At 54.1% G+C, this 16,813-nt stretch carries 15 protein-coding genes and 1 pseudogene; 13 read left to right on the forward strand and 3 right to left on the reverse strand.

The features are described from left to right. Window positions 1-13: 13 nt before the first annotated feature. The 5 genes and pseudogenes from JI735_RS13915 (at window position 14) to JI735_RS13930 (ending at window position 5,507) form a co-directional block, all read left to right on the forward strand. A complete protein-coding gene (locus tag JI735_RS13915; protein WP_233476391.1) occupies window positions 14-1,096 on the forward strand; it encodes a hypothetical protein in 1,083 nt (360 codons plus the stop codon). Then, window positions 1,006-1,470, forward strand: coding sequence for a hypothetical protein (locus JI735_RS35720; protein WP_233476392.1), 465 nt, complete (start codon window positions 1,006-1,008; stop codon window positions 1,468-1,470). Before JI735_RS13915 ends, JI735_RS35720 begins: the two co-directional genes overlap by 91 nt. After that, a pseudogene (locus tag JI735_RS13920) lies at window positions 1,467-4,081 on the forward strand (polynucleotide kinase-phosphatase). The gene JI735_RS35720 and the pseudogene JI735_RS13920 overlap by 4 nt, the downstream one beginning before the upstream one ends. A gap of 262 nt (window positions 4,082-4,343) precedes the next feature. Continuing rightward, window positions 4,344-4,901: an RNA 2'-phosphotransferase gene (locus tag JI735_RS13925; RefSeq protein WP_085979319.1), complete on the forward strand. Its 558-nt coding sequence runs from the start codon at window positions 4,344-4,346 to the stop codon at window positions 4,899-4,901. 87 nt (window positions 4,902-4,988) lie between these two features. Further along, entirely contained in the window at window positions 4,989-5,507 is a 519-nt protein-coding gene (locus tag JI735_RS13930; protein WP_202677484.1) for a mismatch-specific DNA-glycosylase, read from the forward strand. Window positions 5,508-6,437: 930 nt separating this feature from the next. Here JI735_RS13930 and JI735_RS13935 read toward each other — a convergent pair. Then, a complete protein-coding gene (locus JI735_RS13935) occupies window positions 6,438-7,412 on the reverse strand; it encodes an MraY family glycosyltransferase (protein ID WP_202677485.1) in 975 nt (324 codons plus the stop codon). Window positions 7,413-7,498: 86 nt separating this feature from the next. Here JI735_RS13935 and JI735_RS13940 point away from each other — a divergent pair, with 86 nt between their 5' ends. Both JI735_RS13940 and JI735_RS13945 read left to right on the forward strand, forming a co-directional pair. Beyond that, the gene (locus JI735_RS13940; protein ID WP_039838852.1) at window positions 7,499-8,182 is read left to right on the forward strand and encodes a YjjG family noncanonical pyrimidine nucleotidase; all 684 of its coding nucleotides are present in this window, start codon (window positions 7,499-7,501) and stop codon (window positions 8,180-8,182) included. A gap of 105 nt (window positions 8,183-8,287) precedes the next feature. Then, complete coding sequence (locus JI735_RS13945; protein WP_051052261.1) at window positions 8,288-8,956, forward strand: stalk domain-containing protein; 669 nt, start codon at window positions 8,288-8,290, stop codon at window positions 8,954-8,956. Between the two features lie 179 nt (window positions 8,957-9,135). Here JI735_RS13945 and JI735_RS13950 read toward each other — a convergent pair whose 3' ends face one another. Beyond that, window positions 9,136-10,119: a ring-cleaving dioxygenase gene (locus tag JI735_RS13950; protein ID WP_039838853.1), complete on the reverse strand. Its 984-nt coding sequence runs from the start codon at window positions 10,117-10,119 to the stop codon at window positions 9,136-9,138. A 170-nt stretch (window positions 10,120-10,289) separates the two neighbouring features. On the opposite strand from JI735_RS13950, the gene JI735_RS13955 reads away from it, so the two are divergent. The 6 genes from JI735_RS13955 to JI735_RS13980 all read left to right on the forward strand — a co-directional run bounded on the left by JI735_RS13955 (window position 10,290) and on the right by JI735_RS13980 (window position 15,967). Next, window positions 10,290-11,108 (forward strand): AAC(3) family N-acetyltransferase, encoded by an 819-nt coding sequence (locus JI735_RS13955; protein ID WP_039838854.1) that lies wholly within the window; start codon window positions 10,290-10,292, stop codon window positions 11,106-11,108. Window positions 11,109-11,483: 375 nt separating this feature from the next. Beyond that, the gene (locus JI735_RS13960; protein ID WP_020429722.1) at window positions 11,484-12,416 is read left to right on the forward strand and encodes a manganese-dependent inorganic pyrophosphatase; all 933 of its coding nucleotides are present in this window, start codon (window positions 11,484-11,486) and stop codon (window positions 12,414-12,416) included. Between the two features lie 186 nt (window positions 12,417-12,602). Then, window positions 12,603-13,175, forward strand: a complete 573-nt coding sequence (locus JI735_RS13965; RefSeq protein ID WP_039838855.1) for a hypothetical protein — start codon at window positions 12,603-12,605, stop codon at window positions 13,173-13,175. A 90-nt stretch (window positions 13,176-13,265) separates the two neighbouring features. After that, window positions 13,266-13,706 (forward strand): RrF2 family transcriptional regulator, encoded by a 441-nt coding sequence (locus tag JI735_RS13970; RefSeq protein WP_039838856.1) that lies wholly within the window; start codon window positions 13,266-13,268, stop codon window positions 13,704-13,706. A 90-nt stretch (window positions 13,707-13,796) separates the two neighbouring features. Beyond that, on the forward strand, window positions 13,797-14,444 hold the full coding sequence (locus JI735_RS13975; protein ID WP_039838857.1) for a nitroreductase family protein: 648 nt from the start codon (window positions 13,797-13,799) through the stop codon (window positions 14,442-14,444). 428 nt (window positions 14,445-14,872) lie between these two features. Beyond that, on the forward strand, window positions 14,873-15,967 hold the full coding sequence (locus tag JI735_RS13980; protein ID WP_020429715.1) for a Leu/Phe/Val dehydrogenase: 1,095 nt from the start codon (window positions 14,873-14,875) through the stop codon (window positions 15,965-15,967). A 112-nt stretch (window positions 15,968-16,079) separates the two neighbouring features. On the opposite strand, the gene JI735_RS13985 is transcribed toward JI735_RS13980, so the two are convergent. Next, entirely contained in the window at window positions 16,080-16,694 is a 615-nt protein-coding gene (locus JI735_RS13985; RefSeq protein ID WP_051052262.1) for a peptidylprolyl isomerase, read from the reverse strand. Window positions 16,695-16,813 lie beyond the last annotated feature (119 nt).

Raw genomic sequence — 16,813 nt, forward strand, 5'->3', positions numbered from 1 at the left:
AGAGATGGACTCTATGCATTTAATCATTAGAGCGGTTGGCGCGGGTGCGGGCATGCTGTCCCACCTGCTGGCCAAAAATCCCAATAACCTGTACGACCGGATGGAAAAGGATGCCCGGGTGCGCATCGTCTTTACCGCCTCTTCGGAGGACGAAACGGAAGCGGTTATTTTTGTTACGCCAGACCCGGTTGAGCTGGTAAAAGGCGCTTCTTCGGCGCACAATGATATTACGCAGTATATCAATGACCGTGAATTTGTGGTGAGCAGCCTGTTCTGCACCTACATCCGTTCCGCACTCGGCACGGCGCTGAACGGCAAAACGAAGGAAGCTTACCGGCCATGGGCCGGGCGGAAGCTGGCCCTGGAGCTTACCTTTGGGCCTGTTGCATCCAATTTGCCGGATGTGGCATTGGAAGGGCTGTTCACAGCTCTTGGCTATGAGGTATTGCTGGAGCGGGGGCATGCCGGATATACCTTTAATCTGAAGAGCCGCAGCTCTGTCCGGTACATCAGGCTTAAGGGGATGCAGACGCTGCAGACGGCGCTCCGTCAGCTGTTCGTGCTGATTCCTGCACTGGATGACTACAAGCATTACTACATCAGCGATGATGAGGTGGACAAAATCAGGCGCTACGGGGAAGGCTGGCTGGAGGATCATCCCCAACGCGGACTGATTCTGAAACGCACTCTGCGTTTCGCCGGGGCAATCCGGCAATATGAGAGTCTGATGTCCAGTGGCGGGCATCTGGCAGGGACTCAGGCGCCGGATGAAGAAGCGGGAGAGATGGCTCGGGAGGGAGCTCTGTCCCCGCCGGGGGCAGCAGCTGCGGCCGAGGCTGATGCAGACGCAGCGCCGAAGGCCAGGCTGAATGATCTGCGTTATGCCGCAATCGCGGACGTGGTAGAGAATCTCTCGCTGAGGCGCAGCATCGTGGACTTCGGCTCCGGGGAAGGAAAACTCTCCGCGCGGCTCAGCAGTGTGCCGGGGTGCGTGAGATCAAGGCGGTGGAGCCTTCCGCCGCGGCACAGCTGCGGGCGATGGACCGTTTCGCCAAGCTGGAGGGAAAGGCTGGTGTTCCTGTACCGGAGCCGGTGACGGGATCGCTGTTCTATTACGATGAATCGCTGCGGAACAAGGATGTGATGATTCTCTGCGAGGTTATCGAGCATATAGATGAATACCGGCTTGGCCGGGTGATGGATACGATTTTTCACGAATATACACCCGGGACGCTGATTATTACTACACCTAACAAGGAATACAACGAAGTATATGAGATGGATCAGGAGGAAATGCGCCATGGAGACCACCGTTTTGAGTGGAGCCGGGAAGCTTTTGCCGCATGGTGTTCCCGCTGGACTGAGGCTTATAACTATTCCGTCCGGCTGAGCGGGATCGGCGAATTCGCGCAGGATTATGGATACCCGACGCAGATGGCCATATTTACGAAGGAGGATACGTTGTTATGACTGACAGACATGAAGGGCAGCGGGTGATTCCTTTTCCGCACGGAGGCATTGTTGTGCTCGTCGGGCCTTCGAACAGCGGCAAAACCACCCTGCTCCGCAGACTGGTGCAAGAAGGTGTATTGCTGCAGACGGAGATTGTCTCTTCAGATGATTACCGGACACTGGTGGGGGATGTTGAATACATCGACTGGAAAGGCCGCCCCCGGGAGGAAGCGGACATTCTGTACAGCGATTACCAACTGCTGTCGAATCTGGCTTTTGAGGCGATGAATACCGTAGTGTCGATGCGCTGCCGGCTGGGCAAGCTGACGGTGGTGGATGCCACACATCTGCAGCCGGAATACCGCAGGAAGTATATCGATTTGGCAGCCGGACATGATCTCCCCTGTGCCGCCTGGGTTCTGGATCTGCCGGAGCAGACCCTGTTAGAGCGGGATACAAGCCGGGACCAGCCGCGCGGAAGACAGCGTGTGAAACAGCAGTTTGTCCAGTTCAAACGTTCGCTGCGCGGACTGCGGGATGAAGGCTTCGACTTCACTTATATGCTCAAGGAAACCGAATCCGTCCAATTTATCCGCAAAAAGAACCCGCTGCTCGCTGAAATTGGCGCAGGGGTGGATGTGATCGGCGATATTCACGGCTGTTATGACGAAATGCTGGAGCTCCTGGGACAGCTGGGGTACGCACCGGATGATGCCGGACTTTACCGGCATCCCGACGGCAGAACGCTGGTTTCCGTTGGAGATGTGATGAGCCGTGGACCGAAATCGCTGGATACCATGAAATTCTGGAAAAAGCACTGCGATGCCGGGACCGCCCGCATGATCGACAGTAATCATGGCTGGAAGATTGCCCGCTACCTCAGCGGCCGTCAGGTAACCCTGAGCCACGGCGATGAGCATATCGCTGCGGAGCTTGCGCAGCTTGCCCTTGAAGCAGGCGAGGAGGAAGCGGATGCGCTAAGAGAGGAATTGAAGCAGTTTCTGCTCTCCGCCCCCAGCCATCTGGTGCTGTGCCGTGAGGGGGTCCGGCGTGTAGTGGTTGCCCATGCCGGAATCCGGGATGAATATATCGGCAGGCAATCCAAGCGGATACAGGACTTCTGCCGCTATGGGGATACGGATGGCATGGATGCCACAGGTGCACCTGTGCGCAAGGAGTGGTATGTAGAACATGAATCCGGGGAGCTTATCGTCTGGGGACATGATCCAAGGCCTTTCCCGACAGTGGTGAAGAATACGGTTAATATTGACCAGGGGGCGGTTTTTGGCGGTTCTTTGACCGCTTACCGCTATCCTGAACAGAAGTTTGTCAGCGTCAAGGCTTATCAGGATTATGCCCGTGACCCGGACAGCCCGCTGATCCGCTGGGAACGGGGGAGGTTCTCTCCGCCTAACCTGCGCAAGCTTGTGGAAGGGTACTCCGTCATGACAGACACCTACGGCGAAATCTCTGTGCGCGGCGAATTTGTAAAAGCGGCGATAGACGCGGTATCCCATTTCACCATCCCTATGGAGGAACTCGTCTACATTCCGCCTACGATGAGTCCGGCACCTAGGGTATCCCCCGATGAAACCTGCTTGGAACATCCCCGTGAAGCGATTGCTTACTATCGTTCCCAGGGCGTTAAGACTATGGTGGCGGAGAAAAACACATGGGCAGCCGCGCCGTTCTGCTGCTGTTCCGCGATGAAGCTGCCGCTGTGCCTTATGTGGGCCGACCCACGCTCGGCACGATTTACACGCGTACCGGCCGGGCTTTTTTTAACAAGGAGGCCGGGCCTGACGTGCTGTCCCGGCTGAATTCGGATTTGCACAAAGCCGGTTATTGGGCCCGCCATGATACGGATTTGCTGCTGCTTGACGCCGAAATTATCCCGTGGAACCTGAAGGCGCGCGAGCTGATCGCAACCCAGTACGCACATGTCGCCGAAGCTGCGGCAATGGACCGCGAGCAGCTCCTGGGGAAGCTGCGCGAAGCGGAAAATGCCGGACGCGATGTGTCAGGCTGGGTACAGGAGATGGAGGGCAAGCTGAAGAACGCCCGTGTATTCCGTGAAGCTTTTCAGCAGTACTGCTGGGATACAAGCGGCCTTGACGGCATCCGGATCGCTCCGTTTCATACGCTGGCGCACAGCGGGCAGACCTTTTTTGACCGGAGCCATCTTTGGCATATGGAGCATGGCCGCGAGCTGGCCGGGGTGTCGCCGCTCTTTATGGAGACGGAATACCGGACGATCACCAGTGAAGCTGATGAAGCCGATGTGATCCGCTGGTGGGAGGAGCTGACAGAGGACGGACATGAAGGCATTGTGATCAAGCCGGAAACCTTCATTGTCCGCAGCGGCAAAAGCTTAATCCAGCCTGCCATCAAGGTCAGGGGCCGCAAGTACCTGCACATAATTTATGGGATTGACTATCTGCAGCCGGACAATCTGGCCCGGCTCAAGCTGCGCAAAACCGGCAAAAAAGAGCGCCATGCTCTGATGGAATGCGCCCTAAGCGTAGAGTCGGTGGAACGTTTTATCCGCAAAGAGCCGCTGGAACGGATGCATGAATGCGTGCTTGCCGCCCTGTCGCTCGAATCCGATCCGGTCGATCCGCGGTTGTAGGCGGGGAGAAAAATCAGTGAAGAGAACAGTCCGTTAGTGGGAAAAAGGTTCACTAATCCAACTTATTCGGCTTATGGAGCATCCTATGTGGGAAAAAGTACCACTAATCCGGCTGAAAGCGGCCATATGGGATGAATATGTGTGAATTAGGTGTACAAAATCCCACTAATACCTTCGGTAGCCAGGATTTCTGCTGATTAGGTTTACTTTTTCCACTTAGGTTCAGTCTCTTATGAGAGAGAGCAAGGAACGAGGTGCAACAGTGTTAAATCATGCCGCTGAGGTTTCGCTCAGCAAATTTATGACCAAGCTGCTCCGGCATACACCGGCAGAGTATGGATTGCTCCTTGATCCTGAGGACGGCTCCTGTCTGCTGGAGGATCTGCAGCGTGTCATCCATGCTGCCCCGAAATGGGCAGGGATCTCCGAAGAGGATATCCGCCAGGTCGTCCGGAACAGTGAGAAGCAGCGTTTTGCCATAGAGGAAGACCGTATTAAAGCGCGGTATGGCCATAGTCATGCCAGGCTTACATATGAGCCGGGAATCCCGCCGGAGGTTCTGTATCATGGAACGCATCAGGCCGCGCTGCCTGCGATTCTGAAGGAGGGGCTGCTGCCGATGGGGCGGCAGTATATACATTTGTCCGAAGGGCTTCATTTTGCCAGCCTGGCCGGGAGCCGCAGGGGCAAGCTGATTCTGCTGGCCGTGGATACGGTTAAGGCAGTACATTTGGGAGTAACCTTCTATTATGCAGGCAATGAAGTGTGGTTGTCAAAGCCGATTCCACCTGCTTGTATAGCTTTGCGGGAAGAGTTGTAGGTTGTTCATGCTGCCAAGCCCGAACAGGGAAACGGTTTTGCTCGACAGCATTGCACGGCCAGCTTCTACTTAAGGGAGGGATGTACCATGGATGAAGTGCCGGATCACTTGGACCACGGCTTGCAGATTGTTTTTATCGGGTTCAATCCCAGCCTCCGTTCGGGGGAATCGGGGCATCATTACGCTAATCCGCGCAATAATTTCTGGCGCATTCTGGAGCGCTCCGGCCTGACGCCCCGTCTCTATGATGCCTCTGAGGACGGGGAATTGCTCCGGCTGGGCTTGGGCTTCACCAACATCGTCGCCCGCCCGACGCGGGGTGCGGAGGATATTACCCGGGAGGAGTATGCCGAGGGCCGGCAGATTCTCCGGGAGAAGCTTGCCCGCTACCGGCCGGAGATCGCCTGCTTTGTCGGCAAAGGCGTCTATACGGAATTCAGCCGCCGCCCGAAGGCGGACTGGGGCTTTCAGGATGGCCAGCCGCCGGTTGTGGACGGTGTGCGGGAGTTCGTCGCCCCCTCGTCCAGCGGCCTGGTCCGTATGCCCCTGCCGGAGATCGTAGCCATTTACCGGAGATTGTATGAGTATATTCAGGAGGGTCCCTGAATCTAATGAGGGAAACGGGTGAATCAAAGGTAAAAATACCTCTGATGAAAAAACACCCTTGGTTTGAAGGGTGTTTTTGGTCTCGAAAGATATGAATTATGTTTTGGGGGAAGCGACTTGTAATACAGTGTAAAAAAGTGTGGATATCCTGGAAGCCTCAACGGGATATAAGCGATGCAGAAGGGTGGGACTCCATCCGCGGACTGAAGCGGACCGAGGAGCCCTTATTTTGCCAAAAACCTTACTTTTTCAGCGGTTACGGACTCAGGAGCCGTTATATCGTTCGATGGAGCCTGGAATAAAGGGGAAAGGGACAAATAAGGGCATCTCAGTCCGTTAGCCTGCGAAAAAGACGAATCTTCCTTCAATAACGGCTCTCCTGTCCGTAACGGCTGCGGAGAGATCGTGAAGGAATGGGGCGATCCGTCTTCAGCATGCCCCCGTTGATTTTGCAGGTGGGGAACCCCTGTGGCCGTAAGCCCCATGCTGTTATTCACCCGCCAGGGTGATTTTGTTCAAATATAAGAATTTATATGCTTCACGCTGTAAATTATCCTTCTATTTCTCGCTGAAACGGGTACCGTTATTAGCCTTAGCTCGCGCCCGCTACAGACCTGCCGTCCCGCGCCTGCTGCGGACTTGCCGTCCCGCGCCTGCTGCGGACTTGCCGTCCCGCGCTCGCAACGGACCTGCCGACCTCAGCCCGCGCCCGTCACGGACTTGCCAGCCACTGCGACCACGGCATTACTAGCCCGCGCCCGCCAGGGTCTTGCCGCCTCAGTGCGCCCGCCCCGGACCTGTCAGCCACCTGCCTCCCCGGAACTGCCGACCTCGCGCCAGCCCCGGCCGGTCTCAGCCCCAGCCGGTGCCAGCCCGGCAGGTTGCCCGCTCCAACCTGTGTCAATCCCAGTGCTTCCGTCCCAGCCGGGATCAGATCTGAATCAGCAGCAGGATAATGGAAGACAGCGACAGGCAGACGCTGGCCAGGTACAGCACGGCAACGACCTGCTTTTGGTTCAGGCCGGCCTTGAGCAGGCGGTAATGGACCTGGGTCGCATCAGCCTGATAAATGGACTTGCCTTGCACAAACCGTTTGATGACGACAAACAAATTGTCGAAGATCGGGACACCGAGCGCGAGAATCGGGATGAACAGGGACAGCACCGTCGCCTGCTTGAACGCCCCGTCCAGCGCGATGACGGCCAGAATGTAGCCTAGAAAGGTGGCGCCTGCGTCACCCATGAAGATTTTGGCCGGAGCTTTGTTGTAGCGCAGGTAGGCAATAGTGACGCCCACCAGGGTGATCGCCATCATGGCCGAGGCAGATTGACCCTTCGCCAAAGCAACCACGAACAGCGTTACTGCGGAGATAGCCGTCAGGCCGCCAGCCAGACCATCCATGCCATCGGAGAAATTAATTACGGTAGTCACACCGAAGATCCAGAGAATAGTCAGCACAAATTGCAGGATCACCGGCAGCGAGATATAATCGCCGGAGAAGGGGTTGAAGAATCCGGTGAAGGCATTCCCCGACAGAAAGACCAGAATCGCCGCCGCGATCTGAACGATAAATTTTGGCAGCGCCGGGAAGTCCTTGCCTTTGGTTTTGTACCAGTCATCGATCGTGCCTATGGTCAGCAGGAGCACACCGCCAATGAACAAGGCGAGAGTATCCAGCGAGAAATCGCGGGTGAACAGCAGATATGTAATAAAAAATCCGATGAATATAGCATAGCTGGCTGTCAGCGGAATGGGCTCCCTATGTATTTTGCGCTCCACATCCTGCCGGGGCTTGTCCACAAAATCAAGCCGGAATGCGAGCCTGCCAAGCGGGGGAATCAGCAAATAGACGATGCAAAAGGACACCAGAAACGCCAGAACATAAAAAATGACAATCACCGCCATTACTTTTTTTGAAAAGGCCTGTCTGAATTATATCGCAAATGGATGCTGCTTGTCGACGAAACGCGAAATTGGAGGGAAATAGAAAGATGAAATATGAGGTCATTTTATTTGATGCCGATGATACCTTGTTTGACTACGGGATGGCTGAGAGCAGGGCGCTGTACAATGCTTTTGCCCATTTTGGCCTGCCGACGGGTGCTGAGGATTATGCTGCGAGCTATAAAGAAATCAACGCGGCACTGTGGAAGGATCTGGAACAGGGGCGGACCACCTCTGCCGTGCTGCGGGTCGAGCGGTTCAACCGGCTGTTTGCCGCGCACAAGCTGGACCTGAGCCCTGAAGCATTCAGTGAAGCGTATCTGAAGTTTCTGGGAGAAGGGACGTTTCTTATTCAGGGAGCGGTAGAGCTGTGCCGGGAGCTGGCCGGGTGCAGGCTTGCGGTTATTACCAATGGAATCAAGGATGTGCAGCTGTCCAGAATCCAGGGCTCTCCGCTGAGCAGCACCTTTGAGCAGATCATTATTTCCGAGGAGGCCGGGTGTCAGAAGCCGGAGCGGGGGATTTTCGATTATGCTTTTGCCAAGCTGGGAATCTCTGACCGGAGCAAAGTGCTGATCGTCGGCGATTCGCTGACCTCTGATATCCAGGGGGGAATCAATTACGGAATTGATACCTGCTGGTTCAACCCGCTGGGCAAGGAAGGCGCTCCGGGCATTCATCCGACCTATGAGATAAGGGAGCTGTCCGAGCTTCTGGAAATTACCCGCTGATGCACTGACTTAACCCCCGGCGGGTTGAAAACTTTCTCTCGTGTTAAATATATTAAGATGACTTCTCATTCTCCATCATCAAATATAGACAGGGAGAGGATTCTATTGAAGAAAAAATGGCTGATTGCCGCCGTTGCCGCGGGCATGACGATAACCGGCTCGGCAGGTGTATATGCGGGAGCGAAGCTGGAGCAGATCAAAGCCTATCTGAACCACAGCATCGGTGTGGTCGTGGACGGCACCCCTTATTGGCTGAAGGATGGCAACGGTAAAACATTAACGCCTATCACCTACGAAGGCATCACCTATCTGCCGGTCCGTTCGGTCGCCGGTGCTCTGAAGGTGCCGATTACTTACGATGCCGCGAACTATAAAGTGAGAATCGGCAAAGGTGCCGAAGCCGGAGGAACCCCGGGAACGGGTGCCGGGACTGCTGCCCCTCCGGTGGAGAGCACCGAACGGCCGGTTAATCTGCCGAAGGATTTTCCAATTCCGGCGGATGCCGTTATAGCAACTACACTGGACACGGATGCAGATGGAGTGAAGAAGGCGGCCTTTACCTACTCCACACAGGAAGCTCTGGAAACCATGGGGTTTGTGTATAGTGAATATGTGCGGATTAAGAGGCTGGACAATGCTTCTCAGACAGTGAGTGCCAGCACGGTCAAAATCTCCGGCCGGCTGGGCGGGACAAGCCCGCTGTCCATCACCGGCAAGGCCTCAACCGCCCGTCCGGGCTTCAATATCTTCACCATCACGTTTTCGGAGAGCTGATTCATCTATTTTTGGCAAAAAAACAGCTGCGCCTTCTGAAGGCTGCAGCTGTCTTGAATTTTCACTGTATTTACTGAGCGCAGTAACAGCAACTGCCTCTTGCTGAGGACGGCGAAGCCGATTTCGCTTCCACCAGGGTCTTTGCTAACCCCCGGCAAAGGCATAGACCACAGAAGCTGTTATCCCTGCTGCCGGGTATCCAACGGCTTCAGGTGTGCCTCGATCTGCGGACGTTTATCTTCGAGGAAGGGCGGCAGGGCCAGGGATTCACCCAGATGCTCAATTTCCTCATCGGTGGCGAAGCCCGGACCGTCCGTAGCCAGCTCGAACAGGATTCCGCTAGGCTCGCGGAAGTATAGAGAGCGGAAATAGAAACGGTCCACAAATCCCGAGTTCGGCAGTGAATAGCTGCCGATTCGCCCGATCCACTGCTTCAGCTCTTCTTCGTTGTCTACGCGGAAGGCGACATGATGCACACCGCCGCGTCCAAGCCGTTCCTGCGGCAGATCTTTGCGTTCTTCCAGATGGATCTCCGCGCCGGAGCCGCCTTCGCCGGTTTCGAACACGATGACATCCGGCTGGCCTGCTACAAGGGAAGGATAGGTGCTTTTGCGGCGGAAGCCAAGCAGATCCGTAAGCACCTTGGCAGAAGACTCGGCAGCCGGAACGGTCAAATGGACCGGACCCAGTCCGAGGATGCCGTATGCCGCCGGAACCGGGCTTTTGTCCCAGGGCTTGCCGCCTGCGACACCCTGGTTGTGCTCATCCGACACAAGGATCAGGCGCTGTCCCTCGTGATCCCGGAAGGCCAGCGTCCTGCGGCCGCCGCGGTCCTGAATCTCATCATGCTCCACCTGGAATTCCGCCAGCCGCTGCGTCCAGTACTCCAGCGCCTTGTCGTCAGGCACACGGAGCGACAGAGCGGAAATACTGTTATTGCCGTCACGGTTGCGGCCTGCGTTCGGAATCTCGAAGAAGGTGACCTCAGTCCCGGGATTGCCTGCCTCGTCCCCATAGAACAGATGGTAGACGGAGACATCATCCTGGTTCACTGTTTTTTTGATCAGGCGCAGTCCGAGCACCTCGGTGTAGAACTTGAAGTTCTCCGGGGCTCTGGCTGTAAGGGCCGATACATGGTGTAGTCCTTTTAATGTTAAACTCATAATAGTTCCTCCTTGAAGTTTGCTGTACATTGCTTCAGTAAGACCGCAGAAGACCGTAAATTATATTTAACATGATATCAAGTAAATAAATAATATTAAGTTACTTACATTTTAATAGTAATATATAAAATTGGCAAGCATGAATTTCATTATCCGCAAAGGAGCTTGATATGATACATACACAAGCAAGCTTAATGGAGCAGCTTAAGGGGATGGGGATTGACCCTCAAGGAACACTGCTGGTCCATTCTTCGCTGAAAAGCATCGGCGAAGTCCAGGGAGGTGCAGCCACGGTGTTGGATGCTCTGTCTGAATATATGAGACCAGGGCTGCTGGTCCTGCCGACACATACCTGGTCTTATATCGATGCGGATAATCCGCAGTTCTCCGTCCGGCAGTCTCCCTCCTGTGTCGGAATACTGCCGGAGCTGTTCCGTAAGCGGCCGGGGGTTATCCGCTCGTGGCATCCCACCCATTCCGTAGCTGCGCTGGGCAGGGATGCAGCGGAGTTCACTTCCGGCGACGAGCGGTGGGACACGCCCTGTGCCCGGGGATCCGTTTACGGCAAGCTGCTGGACCGCAAGGCCGACATACTTCTGCTCGGCGTAGATTTACGGCGGAATACCTTCATCCACGGGATTGAAGAGTGGCTGGATATTCCCGGCAGAATGACCGATAGCCATGAGCAGCTGTATACGGAAACTCCCGGCGGAGAAGTAATTTCAGTGCCTTCGCGCAGGCACTGCGGGCTCTCCTGGTCCCAGCATTTCTGGAAGGTGGAGCAGGTGCTGGAGACGGGCGGAGCACTGCGCAGAGCCAGCTTTGGAGATGCGCCTGTGATGATCTGCGGGACCGTGCAGACGACGGATATCCTGAGCCGGATGCTGCTGGCCGAACCGGAGCTGTTCTCGGACAACGAGCCGCTGGACGGCGGAACGGTGCCTGAGCCGCTGCCCAAGACGAAGCGGGGAATACCGGAGAAGAATTAATAAGTTTCTACAGCCTGCTACATAGATTGAACTTGAAAAATTAAGAATAAGGGAAAAAGTGGCGGAGGAGAAGTTTGGAACTGGAAGAGCGGTAGCGTCCGCCTTTGTCTGCGGATTTCCACCGCGAACAGCGGTATACATTCAAGAAATCTGCAGACAACAGCGGCTGGAAGTCCAAACATTCTCTGGAGTCGCGACCAATCCCAAAATCGAAAGATCTCAAGTTCAAGTTATATAGTGGAAATTTCCTCAGACAGGCTGTTCTTTTACCGGATATACGGGTTAATGAATCCCGGGTGCTTGTCCGCAATCTGGCGGGCTCCTATCAATGTATGGTATATTATTCTCACAAAAAACAAAGTAAGGAGATTGGAAATGGAAAAAACTTTGATCTTTGGACACAAAAATCCGGATACGGATACAATCTGCTCGGCCATCGCCTATGCAGCGCTTAAGAAGGAGTTGGGCTGGGATGCTGAGCCGGTTCGTCTGGGGGAAATCAGCGGAGAAACCCAATATGCGCTTGACCACTTCGGCGTAAAGGCTCCGCGCCTGGTAGAGAACGTTGCAAGCGAAGCCAAACAAGTCATTCTGGTTGACCATAATGAACGCCAGCAGAGTGCCAATGATATCGATCAGGTCCGCGTCGTGGAGGTTATCGACCACCACCGGATTGCTAATTTTGAAACGGCCCATCCGCTCTACTACCGTGCAGAACCGGTAGGCTGTACAGCGACAATCCTGAATAAGCTGTACAAAGAGAACGGAGTGGCGATTCCGAAGGACATTGCCGGTCTGATGCTGTCCGCAATTATTTCTGACTCCCTGCTGTTCAAATCGCCGACCTGCACCGAGCAGGATGTGGCGGCTGCGCGCGAACTGGCTGGAATCGCCGGTGTAGATGCAGACAGCTACGGGCTTGCCATGCTGAAGGCCGGTGCCGATCTTAGCGACAAAACGATCGCCCAGCTGATTTCCCTGGATGCCAAGGAATTCAAAATGGGTGAATACAAAGTGGAGATTGCCCAGGTAAATGCGGTGGATGTTAATGATGTGCTCTCCAAACAAGCCGAACTGGAAACGGCCCTGACAGCCATCATCGATGACAAAGGTCTGGATCTCTTCCTGTTCGTCGTTACGGATATCTTGAACAATGACTCCGTAGGGTTGGCTCTGGGCCGTGTGGCAGGGGCTGTCGAGCAGGCCTACAATGTGAAGCTGGACGACAACAAAGCACTCCTGAAAGGCGTCGTTTCCCGCAAATCGCAAATTGTGCCGGTGCTGACCGAAACCATTGCCAAGCTGTAACAAGCAGCTTCAGCACGCGGCAGTCATTTTGTTATTAATTAAATAAGACAGGTTCCAACCGGCTGTGCGCCGTCTTTCGGGAGGCGCAGCCGGTTTTTTAGCATCCCCGTTTTCAGCTTACATAAGTGCAACTTATTTCCATTCGGGCGGTATAAATAAGCATGGACGATTCAGAGGGGAGAACGAATGAGAACAATAAAAAAGCTGATCTTTGCCACAATGTGCCTGATGATCATCTCGGGCGGGAGCCTGCTGTATGCCGCGACGGGCAAATCAGACATTGCGGTCTATCTGAATAATGTGCTGTTGAAGAATACCGGCCTGCTATCGGAAGGGGTACCTTACGTGTCCGTCGAGCAGCTGCCCGAAGGCCTGCATGCAGTATTATCCTGGGATGAGACTGCCCAAGAGGTGCGGATTTACAAGCCCAATGTGAACATGGTGCTGCTGGACGACCAGGGGAAAATCTTTGGCAAGGTGAGAAGCGCGGCGAGCAATACTTTTTCCGTTCTCGTACAGGTGGATCATCTCAAAACTGATATTTCCGATCTGAAGATTACGATCACTGATCCTCTGAACAAAACAGATGTCGTGGATAATCAGCAAATTAAAGAGAAGAAGGACAGCTTCTGGTTCAAGTCGGCGAATTACAGCTACACGTTTAATGAGAAAGGGAATTATATGATTCAGGTCTACATAAAGGACAGCTCATCCAAAAGCTGGTTCATCGTTTCCGAAATGCAGATTTCCACGATTTAACCGGTAGCGATGTGTTGAATCCTTTTGCCAAAAACGGGCGGACGCCCTATACTTAACCTTACATACATGGTGCAAAAGGAGCGGGGAAACATGACCAGAACACGAAACAGCGGAGCGCCTCCATATAAATCGTTTGTACTGGTGCTGCAGGCGCTTATCATTATGGCCCGCAAAGAAGGCAATACCTGTTCCAGTTGTGAAATCGCCGGACATTTGTCGTCAGAACCGACAGTTCTGAGAAAAGCGCTGGCCAGGCTGACCAAGGAGCAAATCCTGGTGACCCGTGAAGGGCGGGATGGCGGCTATATGCTGAACCGGTCCCCGGAAGAGCTGACGCTGGCTGAAATATACCTTGCGATGGAGGTCGACGGGCTGCAGAGCAATGCGGTGATTGAGACTATGTACGGGAATACTTTTGGGGCGCAGATGAAGTCTGCATGCGGAGGCATTCTCGAAGAAATGAACCAAAGTGCATTGGGTATTCTGCAAAAGTATACGCTGGCGGATCTGGTGCGCCGGGCGGGATGTTGACAGGGGGCTTTTTTATGAATTATACTGTGCCTATTAAGACACAGTTAAACCCAGATACCCAATTTGGATAGGGAAGAGGAGGATTAAGTTATGGCGTCAGAATTAAAAGTAGAACAGGAATTCAGCAAGGTGATCCGTGAACGGCGTTCGGTGCGGAAATATGATTCTTCCTGGAAAATTTCCGATGAGGAGATCAAGGAGATTCTTGCAGAGGCTATCCTCGCACCTTCTTCCTCCAATCTTCAGCCCTGGCGGTTCATCGTCATCACAGATCAGGAAATCAAGGCCAAGCTGCTTCCTATCGCGCACAACCAGGCACAGACTACCGAGTCCTCGGCAATGATTGCTGTACTTGGAGATACCGAAGCTTACAGCAATGCAGATACGATCTATGGTCATGCCAGCGCTACGGGACTTATGCCCGAGGATGTTGCTGCAGCCATGGCCAAACGCAGCCGCGAAGGCTACTCCAGTCTGCCGAAGGAGAAGCTGGAAGACATTGCCCTGGTTGACGGCGGACTGGTGTCCATGCAGCTGATGCTGGCAGCCAAAGCGAGAGGCTATGACACCGTACCTATGGGCGGTTATGATGCTGCCGCGCTGAAGGAGCTGTTCCGGATCTCAGACCGTTACATCCCGGTAATGCTGATCGCGCTTGGCAAAGCTGCGGTCGAAGGACGGCCGACAAACCGCTTGCCGCTGGAGGCCGTTGTGCACTGGAACGGATTCCAGGCGTAAGCCGGACATCCGTGCACTTATACTATACAAGACTTTAACCTGCCGGTGTCCCTGTCCTGAAGAGGACGGCGATGCCGGCTGTTCATTGATAACAGGTACCTTCCTTAAGTTATGGAAGGTACCTGTTTCTTGTTGGCCGCAAGATCAGCCCGGCATCGCTTATTTCTGGTTTTAGGCGCTTTCTGCTACACTAGGGTTAGCCGGATGAACCTCCGGCGTCAAGACAACCTTGGCAGCGTGGTAGAAACGACTTCTGGCGGACATTCCCTCACTCTGACATTCAAAGTGAAAGGAATGTCGGATATGCGAATGATGGAAAGGCTTTCTTAACTGAAATGGATAAAATATATTGACAACATTCTCTAAAAGGACTAGCTTTGTTATGAAACGTAACATGCAAAAAAGTACAGACAGGAGAAATGAGACCAATGGAATTGTTTGCAGCAATGGAGCGGGACGATTATGAGGAACTTTTGTTTTGTCAGGACAAGGCATCAGGGCTAAAGGCCATCATCGCCATTCATGACACAACATTAGGTCCCGCACTGGGTGGAACAAGAATGTGGACCTATGCTTCGGAGGAGGACGCAATTGTAGATGCTCTCCGGCTGTCTAAAGGTATGACCTACAAAAATGCTGTAGCCGGGCTCAATCTGGGCGGCGGCAAAACCGTGATTATCGGCGATCCCAAAAAAGACAAAAACGAGGCGATGTTCCGGGCCTTCGGCAGATACATACAAGGCTTGAACGGCCGCTACATTACAGCCGAGGATGTGGGCACCACAGAAGCGGACATGGATATCATTCATCAGGAAACGGATTATGTAACCGGGATCTCGGCGACTTACGGTTCTTCGGGCAATCCGTCTCCGGCCACAGCCTTTGGCGTATACCAAGGCATGAAAGCGGCGGCGAAGGCAGCGTTTGGCAGCGATTCACTGGAAGGCAGAAGAGTGGCAGTACAAGGTGTCGGCAATGTATCCTTTACCCTGTGCAAGTATCTGCACGAGGAAGGTGCGCAGCTGATCGTAACCGACATCAATAAGGATGCTGTGAAGCGGGCGGTGGAAGCCTATGGAGCCACAGCGGTTGATCCTGCCGACATTATCTCTGTTAAAAGCGATATTTATGCGCCCTGCGCGCTCGGCGCCACAATCAACGATGATTCGCTGCCGCTCCTTCAGGCAAAAGTTATCGCCGGCGCAGCCAACAACCAGCTGAAAGAACCGCGCCATGGCGATGCTCTGCATAAGATGGGGATCGTATATGCACCGGATTATGTTATTAATTCGGGCGGAGTAATCAATGTGGCTGACGAATTGAACGGCTACAATAAGGATCGGGCCTACAAGCAGATTGCCAAAATCTATGACAGCATCACCCGCATCCTGGAAATTTCCGCTACTAGCGGAATTCCCGCCTATGCTGCTGCGGATCATCTTGCCCAGGAGCGTATTTCCCTGCTGAAGAACAGCCGCAGCACCTTCCTGCGCGATGGACATCATGTTCTCAGCAGAAGATGAAGCTTAGGTTTGCGTATTGCCGGATACACCAAAGGGCCTCTTCTCCACTAGGGAAAAGGGGCCCTTTTCGTTGTTGCGTTTAAGAGTGCCGGCAAGTAAGCAACCTAACCGGCTACTGTACCTTCTCCGGTTCCGGGTAAGTTACGCCCAGCGTATCAACGGTAACCTTCTTCATAACCGGAGGCTGATCCGGACGGTCTGAGCTGTCGCGCGGCAGGTTGACGATGGCATCTACCACATCCTGGCCTTCGGTAACCTTGCCGAAAGCGGCATATTGGCCGTCGAGGCTCGGATACGCCGCAGCCATAATGAAGAACTGCGAGCCGCCGGAGTTCATATCCTGGCTTCTGGCCATGGACAGAACTCCTTGTGTGTGCTGCAGGTTGTTGGTGAAGCCGTTCGCGGTGAACTCACCGGCGATGCTGTAGCCCGGTCCGCCCATGCCTGTGCCATCGGGATCGCCGCCTTGAATCATGAAGCCGGGAATGACACGGTGGAAGATCGTTCCGTCATAGAAGCCTTTTTGAATGAGAGAGATAAAATTATTGACGGTATTCGGAGCGACCTCAGGGTACAGCTCGGCCTTGATGATCCCGCCGTTGTCCATCTCTATAGTAACCACCGGATGGCTGGCGGTTGCCGAAGGCACCCCTTCCGTAGCTGCGGCATTATTGTTGTTCGCGGGTTTGTTGCCGCAGCCTGCGGCAATGACCAGCAGGAGAGTCATCAGCAGCAGGATGACAGGTTTTTTTCTTGTACGCTTCACGTTCTCAATCGCTCCTTTGATCTTGAATATCAAATGCTCACACCCTCAATCATACCCTGTTTGTACCGCCCGTTGCAAAG

Source organism: Paenibacillus sonchi (assembly GCF_016772475.1).
GTDB classification, from domain to species: Bacteria; Bacillota; Bacilli; order Paenibacillales; family Paenibacillaceae; genus Paenibacillus_AQ; species Paenibacillus_AQ sonchi.

Bases quoted from the DNA above. Each gene is read 5' to 3' on its own strand.
- JI735_RS13915 (WP_233476391.1), top strand. From the start codon at position 14: ATGCATTTAATCATTAGAGCGGTTGGCGCGGGTGCGGGCATGCTGTCC.
- JI735_RS13930 (WP_202677484.1), top strand. From the start codon at position 4,989: ATGGATGAAGTGCCGGATCACTTGGACCACGGCTTGCAGATTGTTTTT.
- JI735_RS13935 (WP_202677485.1), bottom strand. From the start codon at position 7,412: ATGGCGGTGATTGTCATTTTTTATGTTCTGGCGTTTCTGGTGTCCTTT.
- JI735_RS13940 (WP_039838852.1), top strand. From the start codon at position 7,499: ATGAAATATGAGGTCATTTTATTTGATGCCGATGATACCTTGTTTGAC.
- JI735_RS13950 (WP_039838853.1), bottom strand. From the start codon at position 10,119: ATGAGTTTAACATTAAAAGGACTACACCATGTATCGGCCCTTACAGCC.
- JI735_RS13955 (WP_039838854.1), top strand. From the start codon at position 10,290: ATGATACATACACAAGCAAGCTTAATGGAGCAGCTTAAGGGGATGGGG.
- JI735_RS13960 (WP_020429722.1), top strand. From the start codon at position 11,484: ATGGAAAAAACTTTGATCTTTGGACACAAAAATCCGGATACGGATACA.
- JI735_RS13965 (WP_039838855.1), top strand. From the start codon at position 12,603: ATGAGAACAATAAAAAAGCTGATCTTTGCCACAATGTGCCTGATGATC.
- JI735_RS13970 (WP_039838856.1), top strand. From the start codon at position 13,266: ATGACCAGAACACGAAACAGCGGAGCGCCTCCATATAAATCGTTTGTA.
- JI735_RS13975 (WP_039838857.1), top strand. From the start codon at position 13,797: ATGGCGTCAGAATTAAAAGTAGAACAGGAATTCAGCAAGGTGATCCGT.
- JI735_RS13980 (WP_020429715.1), top strand. From the start codon at position 14,873: ATGGAATTGTTTGCAGCAATGGAGCGGGACGATTATGAGGAACTTTTG.
- JI735_RS13985 (WP_051052262.1), bottom strand. From the start codon at position 16,694: ATGACTCTCCTGCTGGTCATTGCCGCAGGCTGCGGCAACAAACCCGCG.